16 protein-coding genes, 1 tRNA gene and 1 pseudogene are annotated in these 18,443 nt (G+C 62.8%); 7 read left to right on the forward strand and 11 right to left on the reverse strand.

Going from position 1 to position 18,443, the window contains the following annotated elements; genetic code table 11:
- A partial coding sequence (locus tag A3728_RS03395; RefSeq protein ID WP_150120628.1) for a hypothetical protein occupies positions 1-528 on the reverse strand: 528 nt, incomplete at its 3' end.
- Between the two features lie 1,469 nt (positions 529-1,997).
- Between A3728_RS03395 and A3728_RS03405 the strand changes: the two genes are divergently transcribed.
- A protein-coding gene (locus A3728_RS03405) for an IS3 family transposase (protein ID WP_236628317.1) occupies positions 1,998-3,151 on the forward strand; the annotation gives its coding sequence in 2 pieces (ribosomal slippage) (positions 1,998-2,250 and positions 2,250-3,151; 1,155 coding nt in all).
- A 1,205-nt stretch (positions 3,152-4,356) separates the two neighbouring features.
- A pseudogene (locus tag A3728_RS23945) lies at positions 4,357-4,827 on the forward strand (tyrosine-type recombinase/integrase); the annotation flags it as partial.
- Between the two features lie 150 nt (positions 4,828-4,977).
- Here A3728_RS23945 and A3728_RS03415 read toward each other — a convergent pair.
- The 5 genes from A3728_RS03415 to A3728_RS03435 form a co-directional block, all read right to left on the reverse strand.
- Positions 4,978-5,052, reverse strand: a tRNA-Glu gene (locus A3728_RS03415).
- A gap of 76 nt (positions 5,053-5,128) precedes the next feature.
- Positions 5,129-6,868 (reverse strand): single-stranded-DNA-specific exonuclease RecJ, encoded by a 1,740-nt coding sequence (recJ, locus tag A3728_RS03420; RefSeq protein ID WP_067920282.1) that lies wholly within the window; start codon positions 6,866-6,868, stop codon positions 5,129-5,131.
- A 32-nt stretch (positions 6,869-6,900) separates the two neighbouring features.
- Positions 6,901-7,869 carry a class II fructose-bisphosphatase gene (gene glpX / locus A3728_RS03425; RefSeq protein WP_067920284.1) on the reverse strand — a complete coding sequence of 323 codons (969 nt, stop codon included), beginning with the start codon at positions 7,867-7,869 and terminating at the stop codon, positions 6,901-6,903.
- A gap of 69 nt (positions 7,870-7,938) precedes the next feature.
- Positions 7,939-9,225: a homoserine dehydrogenase gene (locus A3728_RS03430; protein WP_067920286.1), complete on the reverse strand. Its 1,287-nt coding sequence runs from the start codon at positions 9,223-9,225 to the stop codon at positions 7,939-7,941.
- A 154-nt stretch (positions 9,226-9,379) separates the two neighbouring features.
- Positions 9,380-9,676, reverse strand: coding sequence for a hypothetical protein (locus A3728_RS03435; protein ID WP_067920304.1), 297 nt, complete (start codon positions 9,674-9,676; stop codon positions 9,380-9,382).
- 77 nt (positions 9,677-9,753) lie between these two features.
- Between A3728_RS03435 and A3728_RS03440 the strand changes: the two genes are divergently transcribed.
- The gene (locus A3728_RS03440; RefSeq protein WP_067920288.1) at positions 9,754-10,344 is read left to right on the forward strand and encodes a TetR/AcrR family transcriptional regulator; all 591 of its coding nucleotides are present in this window, start codon (positions 9,754-9,756) and stop codon (positions 10,342-10,344) included.
- Between the two features lie 168 nt (positions 10,345-10,512).
- Here A3728_RS03440 and A3728_RS03445 read toward each other — a convergent pair whose 3' ends face one another.
- Entirely contained in the window at positions 10,513-11,424 is a 912-nt protein-coding gene (locus A3728_RS03445; RefSeq protein WP_067920290.1) for a pirin family protein, read from the reverse strand.
- 190 nt (positions 11,425-11,614) lie between these two features.
- Between A3728_RS03445 and A3728_RS03450 the strand changes: the two genes are divergently transcribed.
- Both A3728_RS03450 and A3728_RS03455 read left to right on the forward strand, forming a co-directional pair.
- A complete protein-coding gene (locus A3728_RS03450) occupies positions 11,615-12,559 on the forward strand; it encodes an NAD(P)-dependent oxidoreductase (protein WP_067920292.1) in 945 nt (314 codons plus the stop codon).
- A 150-nt stretch (positions 12,560-12,709) separates the two neighbouring features.
- Positions 12,710-13,159, forward strand: coding sequence for a MarR family winged helix-turn-helix transcriptional regulator (locus A3728_RS03455; protein ID WP_082851152.1), 450 nt, complete (start codon positions 12,710-12,712; stop codon positions 13,157-13,159).
- A 22-nt stretch (positions 13,160-13,181) separates the two neighbouring features.
- Here the strand turns inward: A3728_RS03455 and A3728_RS03460 are convergent, their stop codons facing one another.
- From A3728_RS03460 to A3728_RS03475, 4 genes are all read right to left on the reverse strand, one after another.
- On the reverse strand, positions 13,182-14,555 hold the full coding sequence (locus A3728_RS03460; protein WP_067920296.1) for an L-serine ammonia-lyase: 1,374 nt from the start codon (positions 14,553-14,555) through the stop codon (positions 13,182-13,184).
- On the reverse strand, positions 14,555-15,241 hold the full coding sequence (locus A3728_RS03465; protein ID WP_067920298.1) for a glutathione S-transferase family protein: 687 nt from the start codon (positions 15,239-15,241) through the stop codon (positions 14,555-14,557). Before A3728_RS03465 ends, A3728_RS03460 begins: the two co-directional genes overlap by 1 nt.
- Before the next feature lie 84 nt (positions 15,242-15,325).
- Positions 15,326-15,817: an isoprenylcysteine carboxyl methyltransferase family protein gene (locus A3728_RS03470; protein ID WP_067920300.1), complete on the reverse strand. Its 492-nt coding sequence runs from the start codon at positions 15,815-15,817 to the stop codon at positions 15,326-15,328.
- Positions 15,814-17,025 (reverse strand): type III polyketide synthase, encoded by a 1,212-nt coding sequence (locus A3728_RS03475; protein WP_236630401.1) that lies wholly within the window; start codon positions 17,023-17,025, stop codon positions 15,814-15,816. Before A3728_RS03475 ends, A3728_RS03470 begins: the two co-directional genes overlap by 4 nt.
- Before the next feature lie 113 nt (positions 17,026-17,138).
- Between A3728_RS03475 and rpiA the strand changes: the two genes are divergently transcribed.
- On the forward strand, positions 17,139-17,927 hold the full coding sequence (gene rpiA, locus A3728_RS03480) for a ribose-5-phosphate isomerase RpiA (RefSeq protein WP_067920302.1): 789 nt from the start codon (positions 17,139-17,141) through the stop codon (positions 17,925-17,927).
- 27 nt (positions 17,928-17,954) lie between these two features.
- Positions 17,955-18,443 (forward strand): FAD-dependent oxidoreductase (locus tag A3728_RS03485; protein WP_161489578.1); only part of this gene is annotated, 489 nt, incomplete at its 3' end.

The raw sequence follows: 18,443 nt of genomic DNA on the forward strand, positions 1-18,443 counted from the left end.
CATGGACTCAGCTCTTTTGATCGCAGAAAGCTTCTCATGATTGGATGTAGATGCACAACGCAGGGAGCGTTCAGCATTCCGCAGGCGCAATAGAAACGCCTCTTGAAGGTCAATATGCTCGTGAGCGCTTACGTGGTCTATTAACAAGTTACTGAACTTACGATTATTTAGCTCTTCGTCGGAAAGATGGGCGAGCTCACGTCCGGCCTTCATTCTCTTCTCAACGGCTTTGTCTAACCAAGCAGCAATGGCTTGACTTTCTGCCGAATACCTTGCGCGAGAAAAGGTTTCGTTTTCAAATTTTATCCGGAAAGAGAATTTAGATCTGGCGCTCGTCGAGAGCATAAAAGTTTTGAACCGGTCGGAGCTGTCAAAATGAAACGTACCCCAGAGATTTAGAGTTGCGCACTTCATTGAAGAGCGAAATCTTTCAGGCAAGGCGTCGTCAAATTCACATTTTATTTTTGCGGTTTCATAATTGATTTGCGCCACAAGAGTGGCAGGTAGTGCAATGGGTAGCGCAAGCATTCGAGTGTCCTTTTCTTCACAGGAGACCGGAATAGGTCTCTTGTGAGAACATGGCTACACTTTAGCCAGCGCGGTAAAAATCAATAATGAAGATGCTGACTTTATTCTAAGCGATTGATTGTAAATATTAAATACTTCGCGTTTGTCGAGATGTTATGCTGTCGTTGGGTGTTGCACCGTCTGTGCTCCGTTCTTCATTCACTGATGGAATTAGGATCTACTGACAAATTCCGGGAAAGCGGGCGGCTGTGGAGTGTCATGTATTGCACCTAACCAATACTCATAACGACTGACTAAACGTATTGCGTCTCTCTGCTATCGCTCAATACATATCGCCAGCTGTCCAGCGGCCACTCGCCGCGGGGGGCTCCTGCGCCGAGTGCGGACGGGACGTCCGTCGTCGTTCCCCTGTCCTGCACTCTGGTGTCTCTGACAAACCTCTTGGGGAAGTCGTTCCGCACTCCTCCCCACCGGCAGCATCCCCTCTTGCTCGCGCTCCCCGTGCCAGCCAAGAAAGGTGTCCTCTCCAGGACCCCGTCCGGTTGAGCGCCGAGCCCAAACCGAACCGAGCAAACGAACTATACGATATCAATAGGCACCCCTGTTTGCTCGCGCCTTCACCCTGAGACGCGAGCAAGCAGGGGTGCCAAGGGAGTCTGGACATGAGGCTTGAAGCTCACCGTAAGCAAATCATTCGTGAGGCGTTCGAATGCGCAGACCTTGTGGGTGCGTTCACTGCGAAACTGAACCCACTGACGTGCTCGAGTCTCGGCGATTAGACGGGAGATGGATATTTTGGTTATTCCCTAACCTTGCACCGCAAAGACAGATTGTTACCTGATATCTGATTATCGAAGCTGCCAAACGAGCGCAGAGGTTACTTGGCTTTAGTGCGGGGAGAAACCGTGTGAGTTGGCCGACCGATAGCTCCGTGGTGTGTTTCCTTCAGATCTGTCTACCCAAACACAACTCGCCGCCATCAGGCTGCGGGCTCTATGAAGCGCCGCGGTTTTAGAAGACGGTCTCGATCGGAGAGACCGGCTTTCAAAGCCGCGGATACCACACCCTATTTTAGAAAGCACATCATATGAGAACGCGGACTGGAACACCGCGTCTGATCGCCGAGATCACCGCTACTTTGTGACGGTGATCAGCCTCGCTGTAGACTCCTGCACGGCGAGGCCTTGAACAGCACCGATTAATTCAGGGCGGCATTCCGCCGCCTGCGGATGCTGGGGAGCCCGACGAATGGGACATGAATGGAAAATGACTATAGAATCGACGACTGGAGTACCTACAAATACAGCCAGTCGTCTAACACGAGACTTTCTTTTGCGTCACGGCGCGGAGTTAGACGATCTGCTGCGCAGGTTCCCCTCCGCTTCAGAGTGAGCTACCCCCAGAAAATCGGACACTGACGTAAGCTACGATTTGTTGTCTGCTGATCTTCGACGAGAAGGAGATCAGAGATGTCGAAGCGAAAGCAACATGCGCCTGAGTTCAAGGCGAAGGTCGCGCTGGAAGCCCTGAAAGGCGAGGAGACGGCCGCTGAGCTGGCAAGCCGGTTCGGGGTGCATCCGACGATGATTCACCAATGGAAACGCGCCTTGCTCGAGGGCGCTTCAGGCGTGTTCGAGCGCGGGAGCCGCAAGAAGCCGGAGATCGACGAGGAGCAGGTGAAGGAGCTCCACGCCAAGATCGGGGAGCTGGCGGTGGCCAACTCTTTTTTGGAACGAAAGCTCAAGCCCTGGGGCGGGAAGTGAGGCGCGGCATGATCGAGTCCGACCACCCGGAGCTGTCGATCGGCCAGCAGTGCAAGCTGCTGTCGATCGCGCGCTCGTCTTTCTATTACATCCCCAAGGGCGAGTCTGAGCAGAACCTCGGCCTGATGCGGCAGATCGACGAGCAGTTCTTGGAGACCCCGTTCTTCGGCGTTCGGCAGATGACCTGGCATCTGCGTAACGACGGACACCTTGTGAACGAGAAGCGAATACGGCGGCTGATGCGCCTGATGGGGTTGATGCCGATTTACCAGAAGCCCAACACGAGCAGGCCGGCGAAAGGGCACAAGACCTATCCCTACCTGCTCAGAGGTCTGCGGGTAGAACGCCCAAACCAGGTCTGGTGCTCGGACATCACCTATCTGCCCATGCGCCGCGGGTTCCTCTACTTGGTGGCGATCATGGACTGGCATACCCGCAAGGTTCTGTCCTGGCGGATCTCGAACACGCTGGAGGCCGACTTCTGCGTCGAAGCGCTGAACGAGGCCATTCACAAGTTCGGCCCGCCCGAGATAATGAATACGGATCAGGGATCCCAGTTCACCTCTTTCGCCTGGACAGATCGGCTCCGCCGATCAGGCGTGCGGATCTCGATGGATGGAAAAGGCCGTTTCCTCGACAACATCTTCATCGAGAGGCTGTGGCGCACCCTGAAATACGAGTGCGTCTACCTGCATGCCTGGGAGACCGGATCGGAGACGAAAGCAGCCATCCGGAAATGGATGACCTTCTACAACCACCAGCGCCCTCACTCGGCCCTCGGCGGCAAGCCACCGGCGCTGGTCTATTGGCAGAAAAATGATATCAACCAACCCGATCAGCAGGTGCAACGAGTAGCTTAATTTACGCCAGATCCTGTCCAAGAGATGGGGAGTAGCTCAGAGAAAGAATTCCATGCTGCGATAGAGCGACACGCCTGTGAAGGTGCATCGAACGAAGAGCTTGTGTTTGCGTTAGAAAATGCTTGCGACCAGCTTCTATCTCTTCGCGCAGAAGATTTTTGTCCCCAGCCTGGTGACGCTGGTCTGCGTTTGAATATCGATGCTGGTCTACGCTGGTATGCTGCGAGGTTTAGGGATCTCGCTAAGGCCGCGGCGTACATGTAGTCCTGCTTCCCGCCCGTGCCGGATAGCATCCGGCGCGGGTTTTACCCCTGCTGATCTGCCGGCCTAAAACGGGATAGAGAACCCTGGTCCAGGACATTATCGAGCAGCGCAAAAGCGTCGCATCTCCTCAAAAATGAGGAGCAAGAAATGCCAGCTGCAAAGTTAACCAAAGCTACAATGAGCAACGCGCTTAATGCTATCGTCGCAGCGGGTCTGACCCCTGCCAATGTAAACGTTGAGCCCGATGGCTCATTCCGGATCGAAATTCACTCTGTCGAAGTTTGCTTGCCTGCACCATCCGGCGCGACCGACGTAGATCAACCGGAGAAGTTCGAGGACCTCACATGAACCTTAAAAAGAAATATCCCGGGCTCTTAAAGGAGGAGACACCGGCGAAGAACACACGGTGGCGCGTCCGCGTGCTCGGACAAAAGAAACGTCGCATTACGCTATCGGTCGATCCCGATCACCCTGATTTCGACGAGCACTACGATGCCGCACGAGGCGGCAGGAAGCTCGAAGCTAAGGCCCCAGTGAAATCGGTTCGCGGAACGCTGGATGAGCTTTGTGAAAAATACTGCGAAGCACTACCGAAAATGGTGGCTGCGGAAAAGCTTACCCAAGATACTTTGGCAAGCAGAGTGCGAGGATTGAAGCAAGCCTGCGAAGTAACGTTCAAGGGTCGTCGTATGGGCGCCTTGGAGGTCAATCTTCCTAAGCAAGCCTTCGTTCACATTCTGGACAGCTTCGAAGAGCGAACCGGGGCGGCGGACACATGCTTGAAGGCCCTAAAGGCAGCATATCTTTGGGGCGAGGATCGTGGGTTCCCGGAAGACTCTCCGGTTTTTCGGGTTAAGAGCCCTCATGTCGGCAAGGGGGGCGCAAAGGCCTGGACCGAGCAGGATGAAGCAGCATTTCTTGCAAAGCATGGACGTGGCTCGATGGCGCGGCGCTGGTTCTTCTTGTCGAAGAATACGGCCGGCCGGATCGAAGATATTGCCCTACTCGGGCCCGAGAACATCAAATTGAGGGAAGGCCGGGCGTACCTCGGATGGCAGCCAAAGAAGAAGGGTTCGAAATACGTGCTCGTTCCCCTCATGCAGGAGCTTGCAGAAGAGCTGGAACTCGGAAACTGGCACGAGATGACCTTTATTTTGACGGATAAAGGAGAACCGTTCGCATCCAAGAATTCCCTCGGCAACAGGATTGCCAAATGGGTCGTTCAGGCGGGCCTTAAGCGTAAAGTCGAAGTAGAGGATAAGGAGACCGGTGAAACAAAGATCGAAGAACGGGCTGCACGTTCGCAGCACGGTATTCGCAAGGCGACTGCACAGGAGTTGGCGCTTTCTGGCGCGAACGTCTATGAAATCGCGGCACGTCTATCTCACTCCGATTTTAAGTCGTCGGCTCCCTATGTCCAAGATGTCGATAGGGAACGGCTTGTCGAGACTGGCTTTGACCGTGCCCAGAAGGCTCGTCAGGCGCGCAGTGTCCCACGCCACGAAAACCGTGGGACACTTGAGGGCTCGAGCGTCAGTAAATCAAGGGTTTTTGATGATAAGTGGCAGCCCGTAGGGGAATCGAACCCCTCTTTCCAGGTTGAAAACCTGGCGTCCTAACCGATAGACGAACGGGCCACTGTGTGTGCGGTTCATTAGGCAATCGACCGCGGGGGTGCAAGGGGAAATTTTGCGTTCTTCGCGAAAATAGCTGTCAGGCGGGGGCCGCGTCTTCGAGGCGCAGTTGCACGCTGCGTCGCCCGCGCCAGCTGTTGATGTCGAGCCGTCCCGCGAGGTGAAAGCGCGCGCCGCCGTGGGCTTCGAGCGCGGGGCCGAGGGGGCCGTCGAAGGCGCCGAAGAGGATAGCGTCCATCGGGCCGCAGGAGCCGTCGCCGAAGCTGATCTTGAGGTGGTTCGTCCCCACCCGTTTCGCGAAACGTATCTGCATGTCGGCAAAGGCGAAGCGGGGGGCGGGGGCGCCTGCGCCGAAGGGTCCCGCCGTTTCGATCAGGTCCGCCAGATCGATGGTCGCGGCCTGCGGCATCAGCAGCCCGTCGCAGCGCAGGTCCGCCGCCCCGGCGAGATGGGCGCCCTGTTTTGCCAGAAGCTCGGACAGGCGCGCCATGGCGGCCTCCAGCTTGTCTTCCGCCACCGTCAGACCGGCGGCCATCTTGTGTCCGCCGCCCTTGATCAGCAGCCCCTCTGCCGCGAGGCGTTGAATGGGCGCGCCCAGATCGACGCCCGCGACCGAGCGCCCGGACCCCTTGCCGATACCGTCCTCGATGCCGATGACGATGGCGGGGCGGTTGGCGGCCTCCTTCAGGCGGGAGGCGACGATGCCCACGACGCCGGGGTGCCAGCCCGGCCCTGCGGCCCAGACGAGTGGCGCGTCGAAACCGCGGTCTTCGGCCTGGGCGAGGGCGGCGGCCTGTACTCCGGCCTCGACCTCCCGGCGTTCGGCGTTGAGCCGGTCGAGCTTTTCGGCCAGTGCGCCCGCTTCATGGGTATCGACGCAGGACAGCAGCCGTGCGCCCAGATCGGCCTGACCGATGCGCCCGCCCGCATTGATGCGCGGCCCCAGCATATAGCCCAGATGATAGGCGGCGGGGGCGGTATCCATGCGCGCCACATCCGCCAGCGCCGCAAGGCCCGCGCGGTCGCGCCAGCCCATGACGCGCAGGCCCTGTCGCACGAAGGCACGGTTGACGCCGATGAGCGGCGCCACATCGGCCACCGTTGCCAGCGCCACGAGGTCGAGCTGCGACATCAGGTCCGGCCCCTTGCGGCCTGCGGCCCGCAGTTGGCGGCCCGCTTCCACCAGCATCAGGAAGACGACCCCCGCAGCGCAAAGATGCGCCAGCGCGCCGTCTTCGTCCTGCCGGTTCGGGTTCACCACCGCATGGGCGTCGGGCAGGGTTTCCCCGGCCAGGTGATGGTCCAGCACCACCACATCGGCCTCCTGTGCCGCTGCAATCGGCCCGTGGGAAAGCGTGCCGCAATCGACGCAGACGATCAGCCCGTGGTCGCGCGCGAGGCGGGCCATCGCCTCTTCATTCGGGCCATAGCCTTCGTCGATCCTGTCGGGAATATAGAGCGTTGCCTCATGGTCCATGGCGCGCAGCCAACACAGCAGCAATGCCGCCGAACTGCCGCCGTCCACGTCGTAATCCGCGAAGATGGCGATCTTTTCGCGCCGGTCCAGTGCCGCAAGGAAGCGGGAGGCAGCTTTTTCCATGTCCCGCAGGCTGCGCGGGTCGGGCAGCAGCGCCGAGAGAGAGGGGGCCAGAAAGGCCTGTGCTTCCTCGGGCGGCACCTTGCGATGGGCGAGGATACCGCACACGGCGGCGGGCAGGTCGGTTTGCTGCGCCAGCAGTTCGGCGGCCCGCGTCGTTTCGACGTCGGGGCCGATCCAGCGGCGCCCGGACAGGGAACTATGGACGCCGAGAAAGCTCATGCAGGCGGGGGTCTCCGTTCCGGCGGGGCCGATCAGCCGCGTTCCACGGGCGTGCGGTAATTGATGCGACGCACCGATCCCGTCTTGGAACGCATGATCAGTGTTTCGGTCGTCATCCAGCCCGGTTCGCGCTTGACGCCCGGCAGCAGGGTGCCGCCGGTGACGCCGGTCGCGGCAAAGATCACGTCTTCGGTCACCATGTCATCGCGGGAATAGATGCGGTCGAAATCCTCGATCCCGGCCTTGGTCGCGCGGGCCTTTTCGTCGTCGTTGCGGAAGAGCAGGCGGCCATACATCTGCCCGCCCATGCATTTGAGCGCGGCCGCGGCCAGCACGCCTTCGGGGGCGCCGCCCGATCCCATGTACATGTCGATGCCGGTGTCCGGATCGGCGCAATGCATCACGCCGGCCACGTCGCCGTCGGTGATCAGGCGGATGGCCGCACCCGTCTCGCGCACCTGCGCGATCATTTCTTCGTGGCGGGGCCGTTCGAGGATGCAGACCGTGATGTCCGACGGGTCGCAGTCGCGCGTCTTGGCCAGTGCCTTCACGCGCTCGCCCGGGGACATTTCCAGAGTCACCACGTCTTTTTCATAGCCGGGTCCGATCGCCAGCTTGTCCATGTAGACATCGGGCGCGTGCAGCATGGAGCCGCGCGGGCCCATGGCGATGACGGTGAGCGCGTTGGGCATGTCCTTGGCGGTCAGCGTCGTGCCTTCCAGCGGGTCGAGCGCGATGTCCACGCCGGGGCCGTTGCCGGTGCCGACTTCCTCACCGATATAGAGCATCGGCGCCTCGTCCCGTTCGCCTTCGCCGATGACGACCACGCCGGCGATGTCCAGCAGGTTGAGCTGTTCGCGCATGGCGTTGACGGCGGCCTGATCCGCTGCTTTTTCATTGCCGTGTCCCACCAGCCGCGCAGAGGCGATGGCCGCCGCCTCCGACACGCGGGCGAGGCCCAGCGAAAGCATGCGGTCGTGGAATTCGGCGGAAGCGGGCATGGCGGGATCCTCGGTTGGGGTTGTCGCATCCCGTCTAGCGGGGCAGGGGGCAGCGCACAAGCGCCGGGTTCAGACCTCTTCGATGCGCAAGGCCACGACGGGGCCCGCCATGACGCCGGTGCCGTCCATCGCGGCGAGCGCGCGGTCCAGATCGCTGCGGTTGGTCTTGTGCGTGACGATGAGAACCGGGGCCGAAACGTCCGAATGTTCATACTGGCGCATGCGGTTGATGCTGACGCCGGCTTCCCCCAGAACGGCGGCGATCTTGGCCATGGCGCCGGGTTTATCGACGAGGGCCATGCGCAGGTAATAGGGCGCCGGGCGTTGGGACAGGGCAGGCGTGGGGGTCTCCAGCGTGTCGGCGGGCTGGTTGAAGACAGGCCCCGTCCAGCCCCGGGCCAGATCACAGATGTCTGCCATCACGGCACTTGCGGTCGGGCCTTCGCCCGCGCCTGGGCCGCGCAGCACGATCTGGCCCACCGCATGTCCTTCGAGCACGACCATGTTGGTGCCGCCGTCGAGCTGCCCCAAGGGCGAGGTTTCGGGCACGAGGCAGGGCTGCATGCGCTGTTCCAGCCCGCGCCCGGTCTTTTGCGCCACGCCCAGAAGCTTGATCTTGAAGCCCATGTCGGCGGCGGCGCGAATGTCCTCGATGGTGATCTGTTCGATGCCTTCAAGCTGGATGCCGTCGAAATCCACCCGGGTGCCGAAGCTGAGCGCCGAAAGGATCGCCAGTTTATGGGCAGCGTCGATGCCGCCTACGTCAAGCTGCGGATCGGCCTCCAGATAGCCCAGCCCTTCGGCTTCGGCGAAGATATCCTGATAGGATTTCCCGGCGTCTTCCATCCGGGTGAGGATGTAGTTGCACGACCCGTTCATCACCCCCATCACGCGGGTGATCTCGTTCCCGGCGAGGCCTTCGACCAGCGTCTTGATTACCGGGATGCCGCCCGCCACGGCGGCTTCGTAGCGGATGGCCGACCCCTTGGACTCGGCCAGTTCGGCCAGCGCCTGACCGTGGATGGCCAGAAGCGCCTTGTTCGCGGTGACCACCTGTTTGCCCGCACGCAGCGCCGCTTCGGTTGCCTCCTTGGCCGGTCCTTCGGAGCCGCCCATGAGTTCCACGAAAATGTCCACGTCATCGCGCTGTGCCAGTGCGACGGGATCGTCTTCCCAGCCGTAGCCCGCCAGGGATACGCCGCGATCCTTGTTGCGGGACCGGGCGGAGACCGCGGATATCACGATGTCCCGTCCGGTCCGCTGCTTGAGCATGTCGCCATGCTGCCGCAGGATATGGAGCACCCCCATCCCGACCGTGCCCAGACCGGCAATTCCGAGGCGAAGCGGCTGTGACATGGGGGATCCTTTCGGTGGAGCGGTATGATCGGGGATCGGGCGCGGCGGATGCCGTTTGCGATGTCGCAGCGATGTAGCGGAAGCGGCGGCGGCGTGCAACGCGTCTTGGCAGGGGCGGGGTCGGGGCAGGCCGGGTGTGCCGCCTGCGGAGATGTCAGCGCAGTCCGCGTTCCAGCCGGATGCGTTCAGCCCGGGACAGCACCGGGCCCCGCAGTCGGGCCGCGCGGGCGCGCAGCCGCGCTACCCTGTCGTCCAGCCCTGCGCGCGTCGCCACCGGGTCTACACCACCCTCTTTCGCCTCGGCCAGTACCGGCGCGATGGGCACGAGATCGGGGAAGGGCGCCGCTTCGAGTTCGGGGGGGATGGTGCCTTCGAGCGCGGGAAACTGCGCGCAGCCCGCGAGGGGCAGGCAGGCAAGGGCGGCAAGCCTCAGACAGCATCGAAGGTTCATGCGCCGTTCATGCACCAGCCCCGGCAATCGCGCAAGCGGGGGTTTGCATTTGAACGTCCGTTCATTAACCATGGGGCATGGCACGTACCGCTGGTTCGCATTCGGATATTACAGGCCCGAGGGTCCGGGACGCGGCGCTGCGTCTCTTCGCGCGCACGGGCTATGCGGCGGTCTCCATGCGGGCCATCGCGGCAGAGGTCGGCGTGCAGGCCGGTGCGCTCTATAACTACACCGCCGACAAGCAATCGCTGCTCTATGAATTGATGCGCGACCATATGGTCGAGCTGCTGGACGCCGCGCAGGATGACGAGGCGCTGCCACCCGAAGAACGACTGCGCCGCTTCGTCGAGTTTCACATCGCTTTCCACAGCCGCCGCCCCGAGGAAGTCTTCATCGCCTATATGGAGCTGCGCAACCTCACGCCCGAGAACTTCCAGAGGATAGAGGCGCTGCGCCAGCGCTACGAGAGACGGTTGGAACGTATCCTCCGGGACGGGGTGGAAAGCGGCGATTTCTCCATCGGGGATACCCGGATCGTGACCTTTGCCGTCATCGCCATGCTGACCGGCGTGAACGTCTGGTTCAGCGAAGGGGGGCGGCTCAGCCTCGATGAGGTCAAGACGCAATACTGGACGATGGTGCGCAAAGCGGTGCAGCGGGAAGGATAAGGCGGCACGGACCCTGCGGTGAAACGAGGCGTCACAGGGCAGGGATAGGCGGCCTCAGGTACAGGTTATCGATGCGTTTCTGCGGCCGGTTCATCCCCCAAACGCAAAGAAGGAGCCGAGCGCCCGGCGCTTCGGCTCCTCCCCCGATGGGTCAAAGGGTCGCGCGGATCAATGCGCCGGTTTGATGAAGGTCCCATTGCGCAGTTCCTGCATCGCCTGCATCAGCTCTTCGCGCGTGTTCATCACGATGGGGCCGTGCCAGGCGACAGGCTCATCAATGGGCGCGCCGGAGATCAGCAGAAAGCGCACGCCCTCCGGCCCCGCCTGCACTGTCACCTCGTCGCCGGTGCCGAACCGGACGAGCGTGCGGTCCCCCGACATGTCGCGGATGTTCAGCTCCTGCCCGGCGAACTCTTTCTCCAGAAGCACGCCGCCGGGTTTGGAAGCGTCGACGAAAGCACCCGCACCTTCGAAGATATAGGCGAAGGCCCGGCGATAGGTGTCGATGCGGAACGTCTTGCGCACACCGGCAGGCACGAAAACATCGAGGTACTGGGGGTCAGCCGCGATCCCGTCCACCGGACCGGTCTTGCCCCAGAACTCGCCCGTAATGACCTTGACGGTCGTGCCGTCGTCATCGGTGACCACGGGAATATCCGCGGCCTTCACGTCCTGATAGCGTGGCGCTGTCATCTTCTGCGACGAGGGCAGGTTGCCCCATAGCTGGAAACCGTGCATCCGCCCGGTGGCGCTGCCCTGCGGCATTTCCTGATGCATGATGCCCGACCCGGCGGTCATCCACTGGACGTCGCCCGCCCCCAGCAGCCCGGTGTTACCCAGCGAGTCGCCGTGTTCGACGGTTCCGTCCAGCACATAGGTGATGGTTTCGATGCCCCGGTGCGGATGCCAGGGAAAACCCTTGAGGTAGTCTTCGGGCCGTTCATTCCGAAAGTCGTCGAACAGCAGGAACGGGTCGAGCTCGCTCGGATCCTGAAAGCCGAATGCACGGTGCAGTTTCACCCCGGCCCCTTCCATGGTGGGCATGGCGGCGCGGGTCTCTATGGTAGGTCTGAGGGACATGATCCTCTCCTTTTCAGCGGTTGCCCCCAAGATAGGAAGCGAAGGGGGGCGCCACAATCTGTCCGCCCTGCGAGGGGTTGTGCAGCCATGCACAGAAGCGAGGGCGCAGGGGGCAGCCCCTGCGTCGCAAACGGGACAGACCGTTCCCGCGACGGTGCGCGAAGCCTGTGCAAAGGGCAGGGAGCGGCACATGAAAGTTGGATTTATCGGTCTGGGCAACGTCGGGGGCAAGCTGGCGGGCAGCCTGCTGCGCAACGGGACGGACCTCGTCGTACATGACCTCGATGCGGAGCTGGTGGCCGCGAAGGTCGCGAAAGGGGCCGAAGCCGGCATCTCGCCCGCCCAGATGATGCAGGACTGCGACGCGGTCATCACCTGTCTGCCCAGCCCGGCGGCCTCGGACGCGGTGGTGCGCCAGATGCTTCCCCACGTGACCCCCGGCAAGATCTGGATGGAGATGAGCACGACCGATGCCGAAGAGGTCAAGCGCCTCGGGGCTCTGGTGGCCGAACGCGGCGGCGAGGCGGTGGATTGCCCGGTCTCTGGTGGATGCCACCGGGCCGATACGGGCAATATCTCGATCTATGCGGGATGCAGCCGCGACACCTTTGACCGGGTTCTGCCGCTGCTCACCCTGATGGGGCGGCGCGTGCTGCATGTGGGGGAAATCGGCACCTCCAGCGTGCTCAAGGTGATGACGAACTACCTTGCCACGATGAACCTGCTGTCGCTCTGCGAGGCGCTGACAGTGATGAAGGCCGCCGGGATGGACATGGGCATGACCTATGAGGCCATTGCCATGTCCTCGGGCACCTCCTTCGTGCATGAAACCGAAAGCCAGTTGATCCTGTCCGGATCGCGCAACGTCAACTTCACCATGGACCTCATCCAGAAGGACATCGGCCTGTTCCAGAAACTGGCCGACATGCACGGCGTTCCACTGGAACTGTCACCGCTGATGATCTCGATGATGACGGACGGGCAGCGGCGCTATGGCGAACGGGCCCAGTCCGACCGGATGATCGAACGGCTGGAGGAGGCGACCGGCCTGCAGGTGCTGGCCCCGGGCTTCCCCCTCGAACTGGTGGATGACGAGCCCGAAGAACGCGGTTACGAGGTCGTCGTGCGGCGCTGACAGTGCCATCTGCCGCTGACGCGGCGGGCCGGGAAAGCACGCGGCTGCGACCTTCTGCCCCAACGGCAAGCGCGCCGGGGGCGCAAATACCCTTGGCCGAAAAGTTCAGACATGCTTAAATCATGTCTTACGAAAGAGGCAGCCGCCAAGATGTCCGACAGACAACTCAAGCTGGATGATCAGTTGTGTTTCGCGCTCTATGCCGCGACCAATGCGATCACGCGTGCCTACAAGCCGCGGCTGGAGCTGATCGGCCTGACCTATCCCCAGTACCTCGTGATGATGACGCTCTGGCAGCATGGCGCGCTCAATATCCGGCAGATCGGCAAACGACTGAAACTGCCCGCCAATGGCATCACGCCCATGCTCGACCGGCTGGAGGAAGCGGGTTTCATCACCCGCATGCGGGACCGGCGCGACCGGCGTATCGTCAATATCGAACTGACGCCGCGCGGCGCGGAGCTTGAGCAGCAGGCGGCCAATATCCAGCTGGCCGTCGTCTGCGAGACGCAGATGCAGGAAGGCGCGCTCAATAGCCTGCGGAGCGAGTTGCAGGCCTTGACCGAGAAGCTGGAAACCGAAGGCGAGACCACGGACTGACCCGGGCCAGTCCCCGGCTGCTTCAGCAGTTGGGTACGTTGACAGCCAAGCCGCCGAGCGAGGTTTCCTTGTATTTTTCGGACATGTCCGCCCCGGTCTGACGCATCGTCTCGATACAGGCGTCCAGCGGCACCAGATGCGTGCCGTCGCCCCGCAGCGCCAGCGACGCGGCGGATACCGCCTTGATCGCGCCCAGCCCGTTGCGCTCGATACAGGGCACCTGCACCAGCCCGCGGATCGGATCGCAGGTCATGCCGAGGTGATGCTCCAGCGCGATTTCCGCCGCGTTCTCCACCTGCTCCGGGGTGCCGCCCATGACGGCGCAAAGCCCCGCGGCGGACATGGCGGCGGCGGAGCCGACCTCTGCCTGGCATCCCGCCTCCGCGCCCGAGATGGAGGCGTTGAATTTCACCAGCCCGCCGATCGCCGCCGCCGTCAGCAAAAAGTCCTCCACATGGGTCTCGGAGGCGCCGGGCACGTGATCGAGATAGTAGCGCAACGTCGCTGGCATCACGCCGGCGGCGCCGTTGGTGGGCGCGGTGACGACCTGACCCCCGGCGGCGTTTTCCTCGTTCACGGCCATGGCATAGACGCTCATCCAGTCGTTGATCGTATGGGGTGCCGAAAGGTTGCGCCCGCGTTCGGCCACCAGCGCATCATGGATGCCCTTTGCGCGGCGTTTCACCTTCAACCCGCCGGGCAGGATACCGTCGGTGGTGAGCCCTCTTTCGATGCAGTCGTTCATCACCTGCCAAAGCCTTCGGGACCCTGCCCGCAGGTTTTCCGCCCCGCCGCGCGATTCCTCGTTGGCGCGTTTCATCTGCGCGATGGTCTTGCCGGAGGCGCGCGCCATGTCCAGCATCTCCGCCGCCGACTTGAACGGGTAGGGCACCGGCGCGCCTTCGTCCGTGTCCTTCCCGGCGGCCAGTTCCGCTTCGGTCATCACGAAGCCGCCGCCGATGGAATAATAGGTCTCCCGCAGGGTCACGTCGCCCTGCGCGTCCGTCGCCATCAGCATCATGCCATTGGCGTGGCCCGCGAGCTTGGTGTCGTAGTCGAAGATCATGTCGCGCTCAGGGTCAAAGCGCAGCGTTCCCAGCCCTTCGGGGGTGACGGTCTTGCTCCGCCGTATCTCTTCAAGCGTGCGTTCGGCTTTCTCCGCGTCGTAGTCCTGCGGGGTGAACCCGGCCAGCCCGAGGATCGTCGCCCTGTCCGTTGCGTGGCCCACCCCGGTAAAGGCGAGCGAGCCGTGAAGCGAGGCGCGCACCCCCGCGAAGTGGAACGGCGAGGCGCGCATCGCGTCGAGAAAACGCGCGGCGGCCACCATCGGGCCCATCGTGTGGGAAGACGAGGGGCCGATGCCGACCTTGAACATATCGAAAACGGACAGGAACATCAGAGAGCGCTTCCTTCGGGTGGATCGGGGTATCGGGGGGCGGTAAAGGGTGTATCGCCCAGACCTTCGGCGCTTTGCAAGGCGCGGCAGGCGGGCAGGCCTTCAACCCGCGCCGCCACACGGGCAAGAGCAGGCCAGCGGGCAAGGTCGAACCAGCTACGATCCGCATCCCGAGGGTAGAGCGCGGGCCAGCGCATCAGGGCCGCCGCGTAGAAATCCGCGATGCCGGGGGCGTCGGGGTCCGACCATTCCGCCACGGCCCCGTCAAGCAGCGTCGCGGCTTGGGCGAAATGTTCGGCAGAGCGGCGGTAGAAGTCTGGCAGGCAGGCGGCATCCACATAGGTTTCGCCGTAGAACATCATGCGCGCCAAGGGGTGCATGGTGTTGGACAGATGAAAGAACCATTTCAGCGCCTTGCCCCGGGCAGGTGAGGCGGGGGCGGGGAACAGCTCGCCGTGCCGATCCGCCAGCCAGAGCAATATGGCCCCGGTTTCAAAGATCGGCCCCTCGGGTGTTTCGAGCGTGGGGATCAGGCCCTTGGGGTTCAGGGCACGGTAGGCGGCCCCCCGCTGCGCCTTCGCCCTGCGGTCGACCAGCCTTGTCTCATAGGGGATTTGGCCCTGCTCCAGCGTGAGCCTGACGATCAGCGACGCATTGTCGGGGGCATAGTGAAGGACGTGATCCATACCGCCCTGTTAGACCACCGGCGCGCCACCACGCGAAGGAAAACGACCCTTCGCCGCATGATTGCGCAACACCCCGCCGGGTGCTCATCCTCCGGGCCGGATCGCCGCGTCCTCGACCTTGATCCGGTGGCGGAGCATCAGGGCGTTCAGCAGTGTGAAAACGAGCGCCACGCCCCAGAGCCCGAGGACGAGCGGCGCGACGATGATCTCGGCCACTACGAGGGCGTAGTTCGGATGGGGGATGAACTTGAACGGGCCGGTGGAAACGAGGGGTGCATCCGTTACGATAATGCGCGTCGTCCAGCGGTTGCCCAGTGTTCTGAGTATCCAGATGCGGAACCCTTGCAGGATGACATAGAGGATGAGCCAGAAGGGTCGCACGGCTTCGTTCCAGCCCAGCAGCAGGATCGCGGCCAGCCATGCCGCGTGCATCGCAACCATCACCGGGTAATGGCCTGCCCCCACTTCATGCGCGCCATCGGCCAGCAGGCGCGCGGTGTTGCGCCGGGCGATAATAAGCTCCCCCAGCCGCTGCAGGATCAGGAAGCCCAGGAACAGGAAGGTGGCCGTCGTCACGCCGCCACCCTGATAGGCAACAGCGAGGCGGTGAACCCCGGCCCCAGCGCGCAGAGCGCGAACTGACCCGTCGCGCCTTGTTCCAGCACCTCTTTCAAAACGAAAAGCGCCGTGGGCGCGGACATGTTTCCGGCGGCCCGCAGCACCGCCCGCTCCGCGTCGAGCGCGCCCGGGGGAAGGGCCATCGTGGCCTCGATCGCTTCGAGAACCTTGGTGCCGCCCGGATGGCAGACAAAGCGGTCCACCTGCGCGACCGAGAGATCAGCAGCCGCCAGCATGGTTTCCACGGCGGGGAGGAAATTCTCCTGCACGAAACCGGGGATTGACCGGTCGAAGATGACGCCGAGCCCGGTTTCATCCACGTCCCAGCCCATGATGGGAAGGGTGTCGGGCCAAAGGTGCTCCTGCCCGTGGCCCAGTGTGATCCCGCCCGCCGCTGCTGCGCTGTCGCTGGTCAGGACCGCCGCTGCCGCCCCGTCCCCGAAGAGAACGGTTGCAATGATATCGGCCTTCTGAAGCCGGTCGTTGCGAAAGGAAAGCGAGCAGGTTTCCACCGTGACCATCAGCACACTGCTGCCCGGTTGCGCCGCCGCGAGCCGCCGCGCCACCGACAGGCCCGTGACCCCGCCCGCGCAGCCCAACCCGAACACCGGCACGCGCTGCACGTCGCGGCGGAACCCCATGCGCCGAAAGGCCTGCGCCTCCAGCGTCGGGGTGGCGATCCCGGTGGAGGACACGGTGACCACGGTGTCGACTTCGGTCGCTGTCATTCCCGCATCCGCCAGCGCCGCTTCGGCCGCGCCGATGAAAAGCGCGGTGGCCCCCTCCAGATAGGCGGCACCGCGATCGGCCCAGCCGTGGTCTTCGGTGAACCAGTCGAGCGGCTGGACGCTGTAGCGCATGTCCACGCCCGCGTTCTCGAAGGCGGGAACCAGCCTTTCGAACTGCGGATACCGGGGGCCGAGCAAGCGGCGCGCATGGTCAAGCACCACGTCCTGCGGCAACCGATGCGGCGGCAGGGCGGTACCCAGCCCGCGCAGCGTCACGGCCTGTGCCGTCTCTGCGGGCGCGGCAGACATATGGGCCGGATTGCTCTGATACACTTGGCTGTCCTTTCGGGCGGTGCCGTCGATCTTTCGGCGGTAAACCCTGAACCTAGCCCACGCCCAGAAGGCGACCAGCAGCACCACGCACCGGGCCGGACACATTCATTTGTTCGCCCCTTCCAGCAATGGGGCAAAAAAGGGTGGGGCGGGCATGGCACCATGGCGCGGTTGCCCCTATAACGCCTGCACCGACCCTTGCCATTGGAGTTGCCGCAATGACCGGAGAGCTTTCCCCCATCGACAAGGCGAAATTCGTCGCCGCCCGGCGGGCCGCCGATTTCGTCGAGGACGGCATGCGCGTGGGGCTGGGCACCGGCAGCACCGCCGCATGGCTGGTGCGCTGCCTGGGGGAGATGGTACGCGAGGACGGATTGAAGATCCGCGGCGTTCCCACCTCCAGCCGCACGGCAGAGCTTGCCCGCAACGTAGGGATCGAGGTGATCTCGCTCGATGAAGCGAAGTGGCTCGATCTGACCATCGACGGCGCGGATGAATTTGATGGAGAGTTGAACCTGATCAAGGGCGGCGGCGGCGCCCTGCTGCAGGAGAAGATCGTCGCCACCGCGAGCGATCAAATGGTGGTGATCGCCGATGTCGGCAAGGAAGTGGAGACGCTGGGCAACTTCCCCCTCCCGGTGGAGGTGATCCCCTTCGGCTGGCAAACCACGCAGGCACTGATCGAAGAGACGTTGATCAGCATGGACGTGCTGGGCAATTCCAGCACGCTGCGCATGAACGGTCAGGTCCCCTATATAACGGACGAAGGCAACCACATCCTCGATCTGCATCTCAACAGGATCGGCAATCCGCGCCAGTTGGCGCTGGTTCTGAACCAGATGCCCGGCGTGGTGGAGAACGGGCTTTTCATAGACATCTGCGATGCGGTCGTCGTGGGCTACGGGGACGGGCGGGTCGAGGTGCGCGACATCAACGAGGGCACCGTAGCCACTGAAAAACTTGATTTTGTCGAATCGGACAACCTGTTTTCGGATCTGAACGACTGAAACGAGACCACTGGGAAGGCGGGCGACATGGCGAGCAAGAAAGAAGCATCCGACGACAAGTTCGATTACGATCTTTTCGTAATCGGCGGCGGGTCGGGCGGTGTGCGTGCCGCGCGGGTGGCGGCCTCTGAACACGGGGTGCGGGTGGGGCTGGCCGAGGAAAGCCGCTACGGTGGCACCTGCGTGATCCGGGGCTGTGTGCCCAAGAAGCTGATGGTCTATGCCTCGGGCTATGCGGATCTGGCCAGCGAAGCGGCGTGCTACGGCTGGGATCACAAGACCGGCCCGTTCGATTGGCACATGTTCCGCGGTCGCCTGCACGAAGAGTTGGACCGCCTTGAAAAGGTCTACCGCAACCTTCTGACCAACGCCGGGGTCGAAACTTTCGACCAGCGTGCGACAATGAAAGATGCGCATACCGTCGAACTCGCCGATGGGACCACCAAGACAGCCAAGCACGTGCTGATCGCAGTGGGCGGGCACCCGGTGCGCCCTGAACTGCCCAATGCCGAACTC

Origin of the sequence: Sulfitobacter sp. HI0040, from assembly GCF_001634885.1 — a bacterium.
Taxonomy (GTDB): domain Bacteria; phylum Pseudomonadota; class Alphaproteobacteria; order Rhodobacterales; family Rhodobacteraceae; genus Sulfitobacter.

Coding starts and splice junctions, on each gene's coding strand:
- A3728_RS03475 (WP_236630401.1), bottom strand. CDS start 17,025: ATGTGTCCGGCCCGGTGCGTGGTGCTGCTGGTCGCCTTCTGGGCGTGG.
- rpiA (WP_067920302.1), top strand. CDS start 17,139: ATGACCGGAGAGCTTTCCCCCATCGACAAGGCGAAATTCGTCGCCGCC.
- A3728_RS03440 (WP_067920288.1), top strand. CDS start 9,754: ATGGCACGTACCGCTGGTTCGCATTCGGATATTACAGGCCCGAGGGTC.
- A3728_RS03465 (WP_067920298.1), bottom strand. CDS start 15,241: ATGGATCACGTCCTTCACTATGCCCCCGACAATGCGTCGCTGATCGTC.
- A3728_RS03445 (WP_067920290.1), bottom strand. CDS start 11,424: ATGTCCCTCAGACCTACCATAGAGACCCGCGCCGCCATGCCCACCATG.
- A3728_RS03450 (WP_067920292.1), top strand. CDS start 11,615: ATGAAAGTTGGATTTATCGGTCTGGGCAACGTCGGGGGCAAGCTGGCG.
- A3728_RS03460 (WP_067920296.1), bottom strand. CDS start 14,555: ATGTTCCTGTCCGTTTTCGATATGTTCAAGGTCGGCATCGGCCCCTCG.
- A3728_RS03430 (WP_067920286.1), bottom strand. CDS start 9,225: ATGTCACAGCCGCTTCGCCTCGGAATTGCCGGTCTGGGCACGGTCGGG.
- recJ (WP_067920282.1), bottom strand. CDS start 6,868: ATGAGCTTTCTCGGCGTCCATAGTTCCCTGTCCGGGCGCCGCTGGATC.
- glpX (WP_067920284.1), bottom strand. CDS start 7,869: ATGCCCGCTTCCGCCGAATTCCACGACCGCATGCTTTCGCTGGGCCTC.
- A3728_RS03455 (WP_082851152.1), top strand. CDS start 12,710: ATGTCCGACAGACAACTCAAGCTGGATGATCAGTTGTGTTTCGCGCTC.
- A3728_RS03435 (WP_067920304.1), bottom strand. CDS start 9,676: ATGAACCTTCGATGCTGTCTGAGGCTTGCCGCCCTTGCCTGCCTGCCC.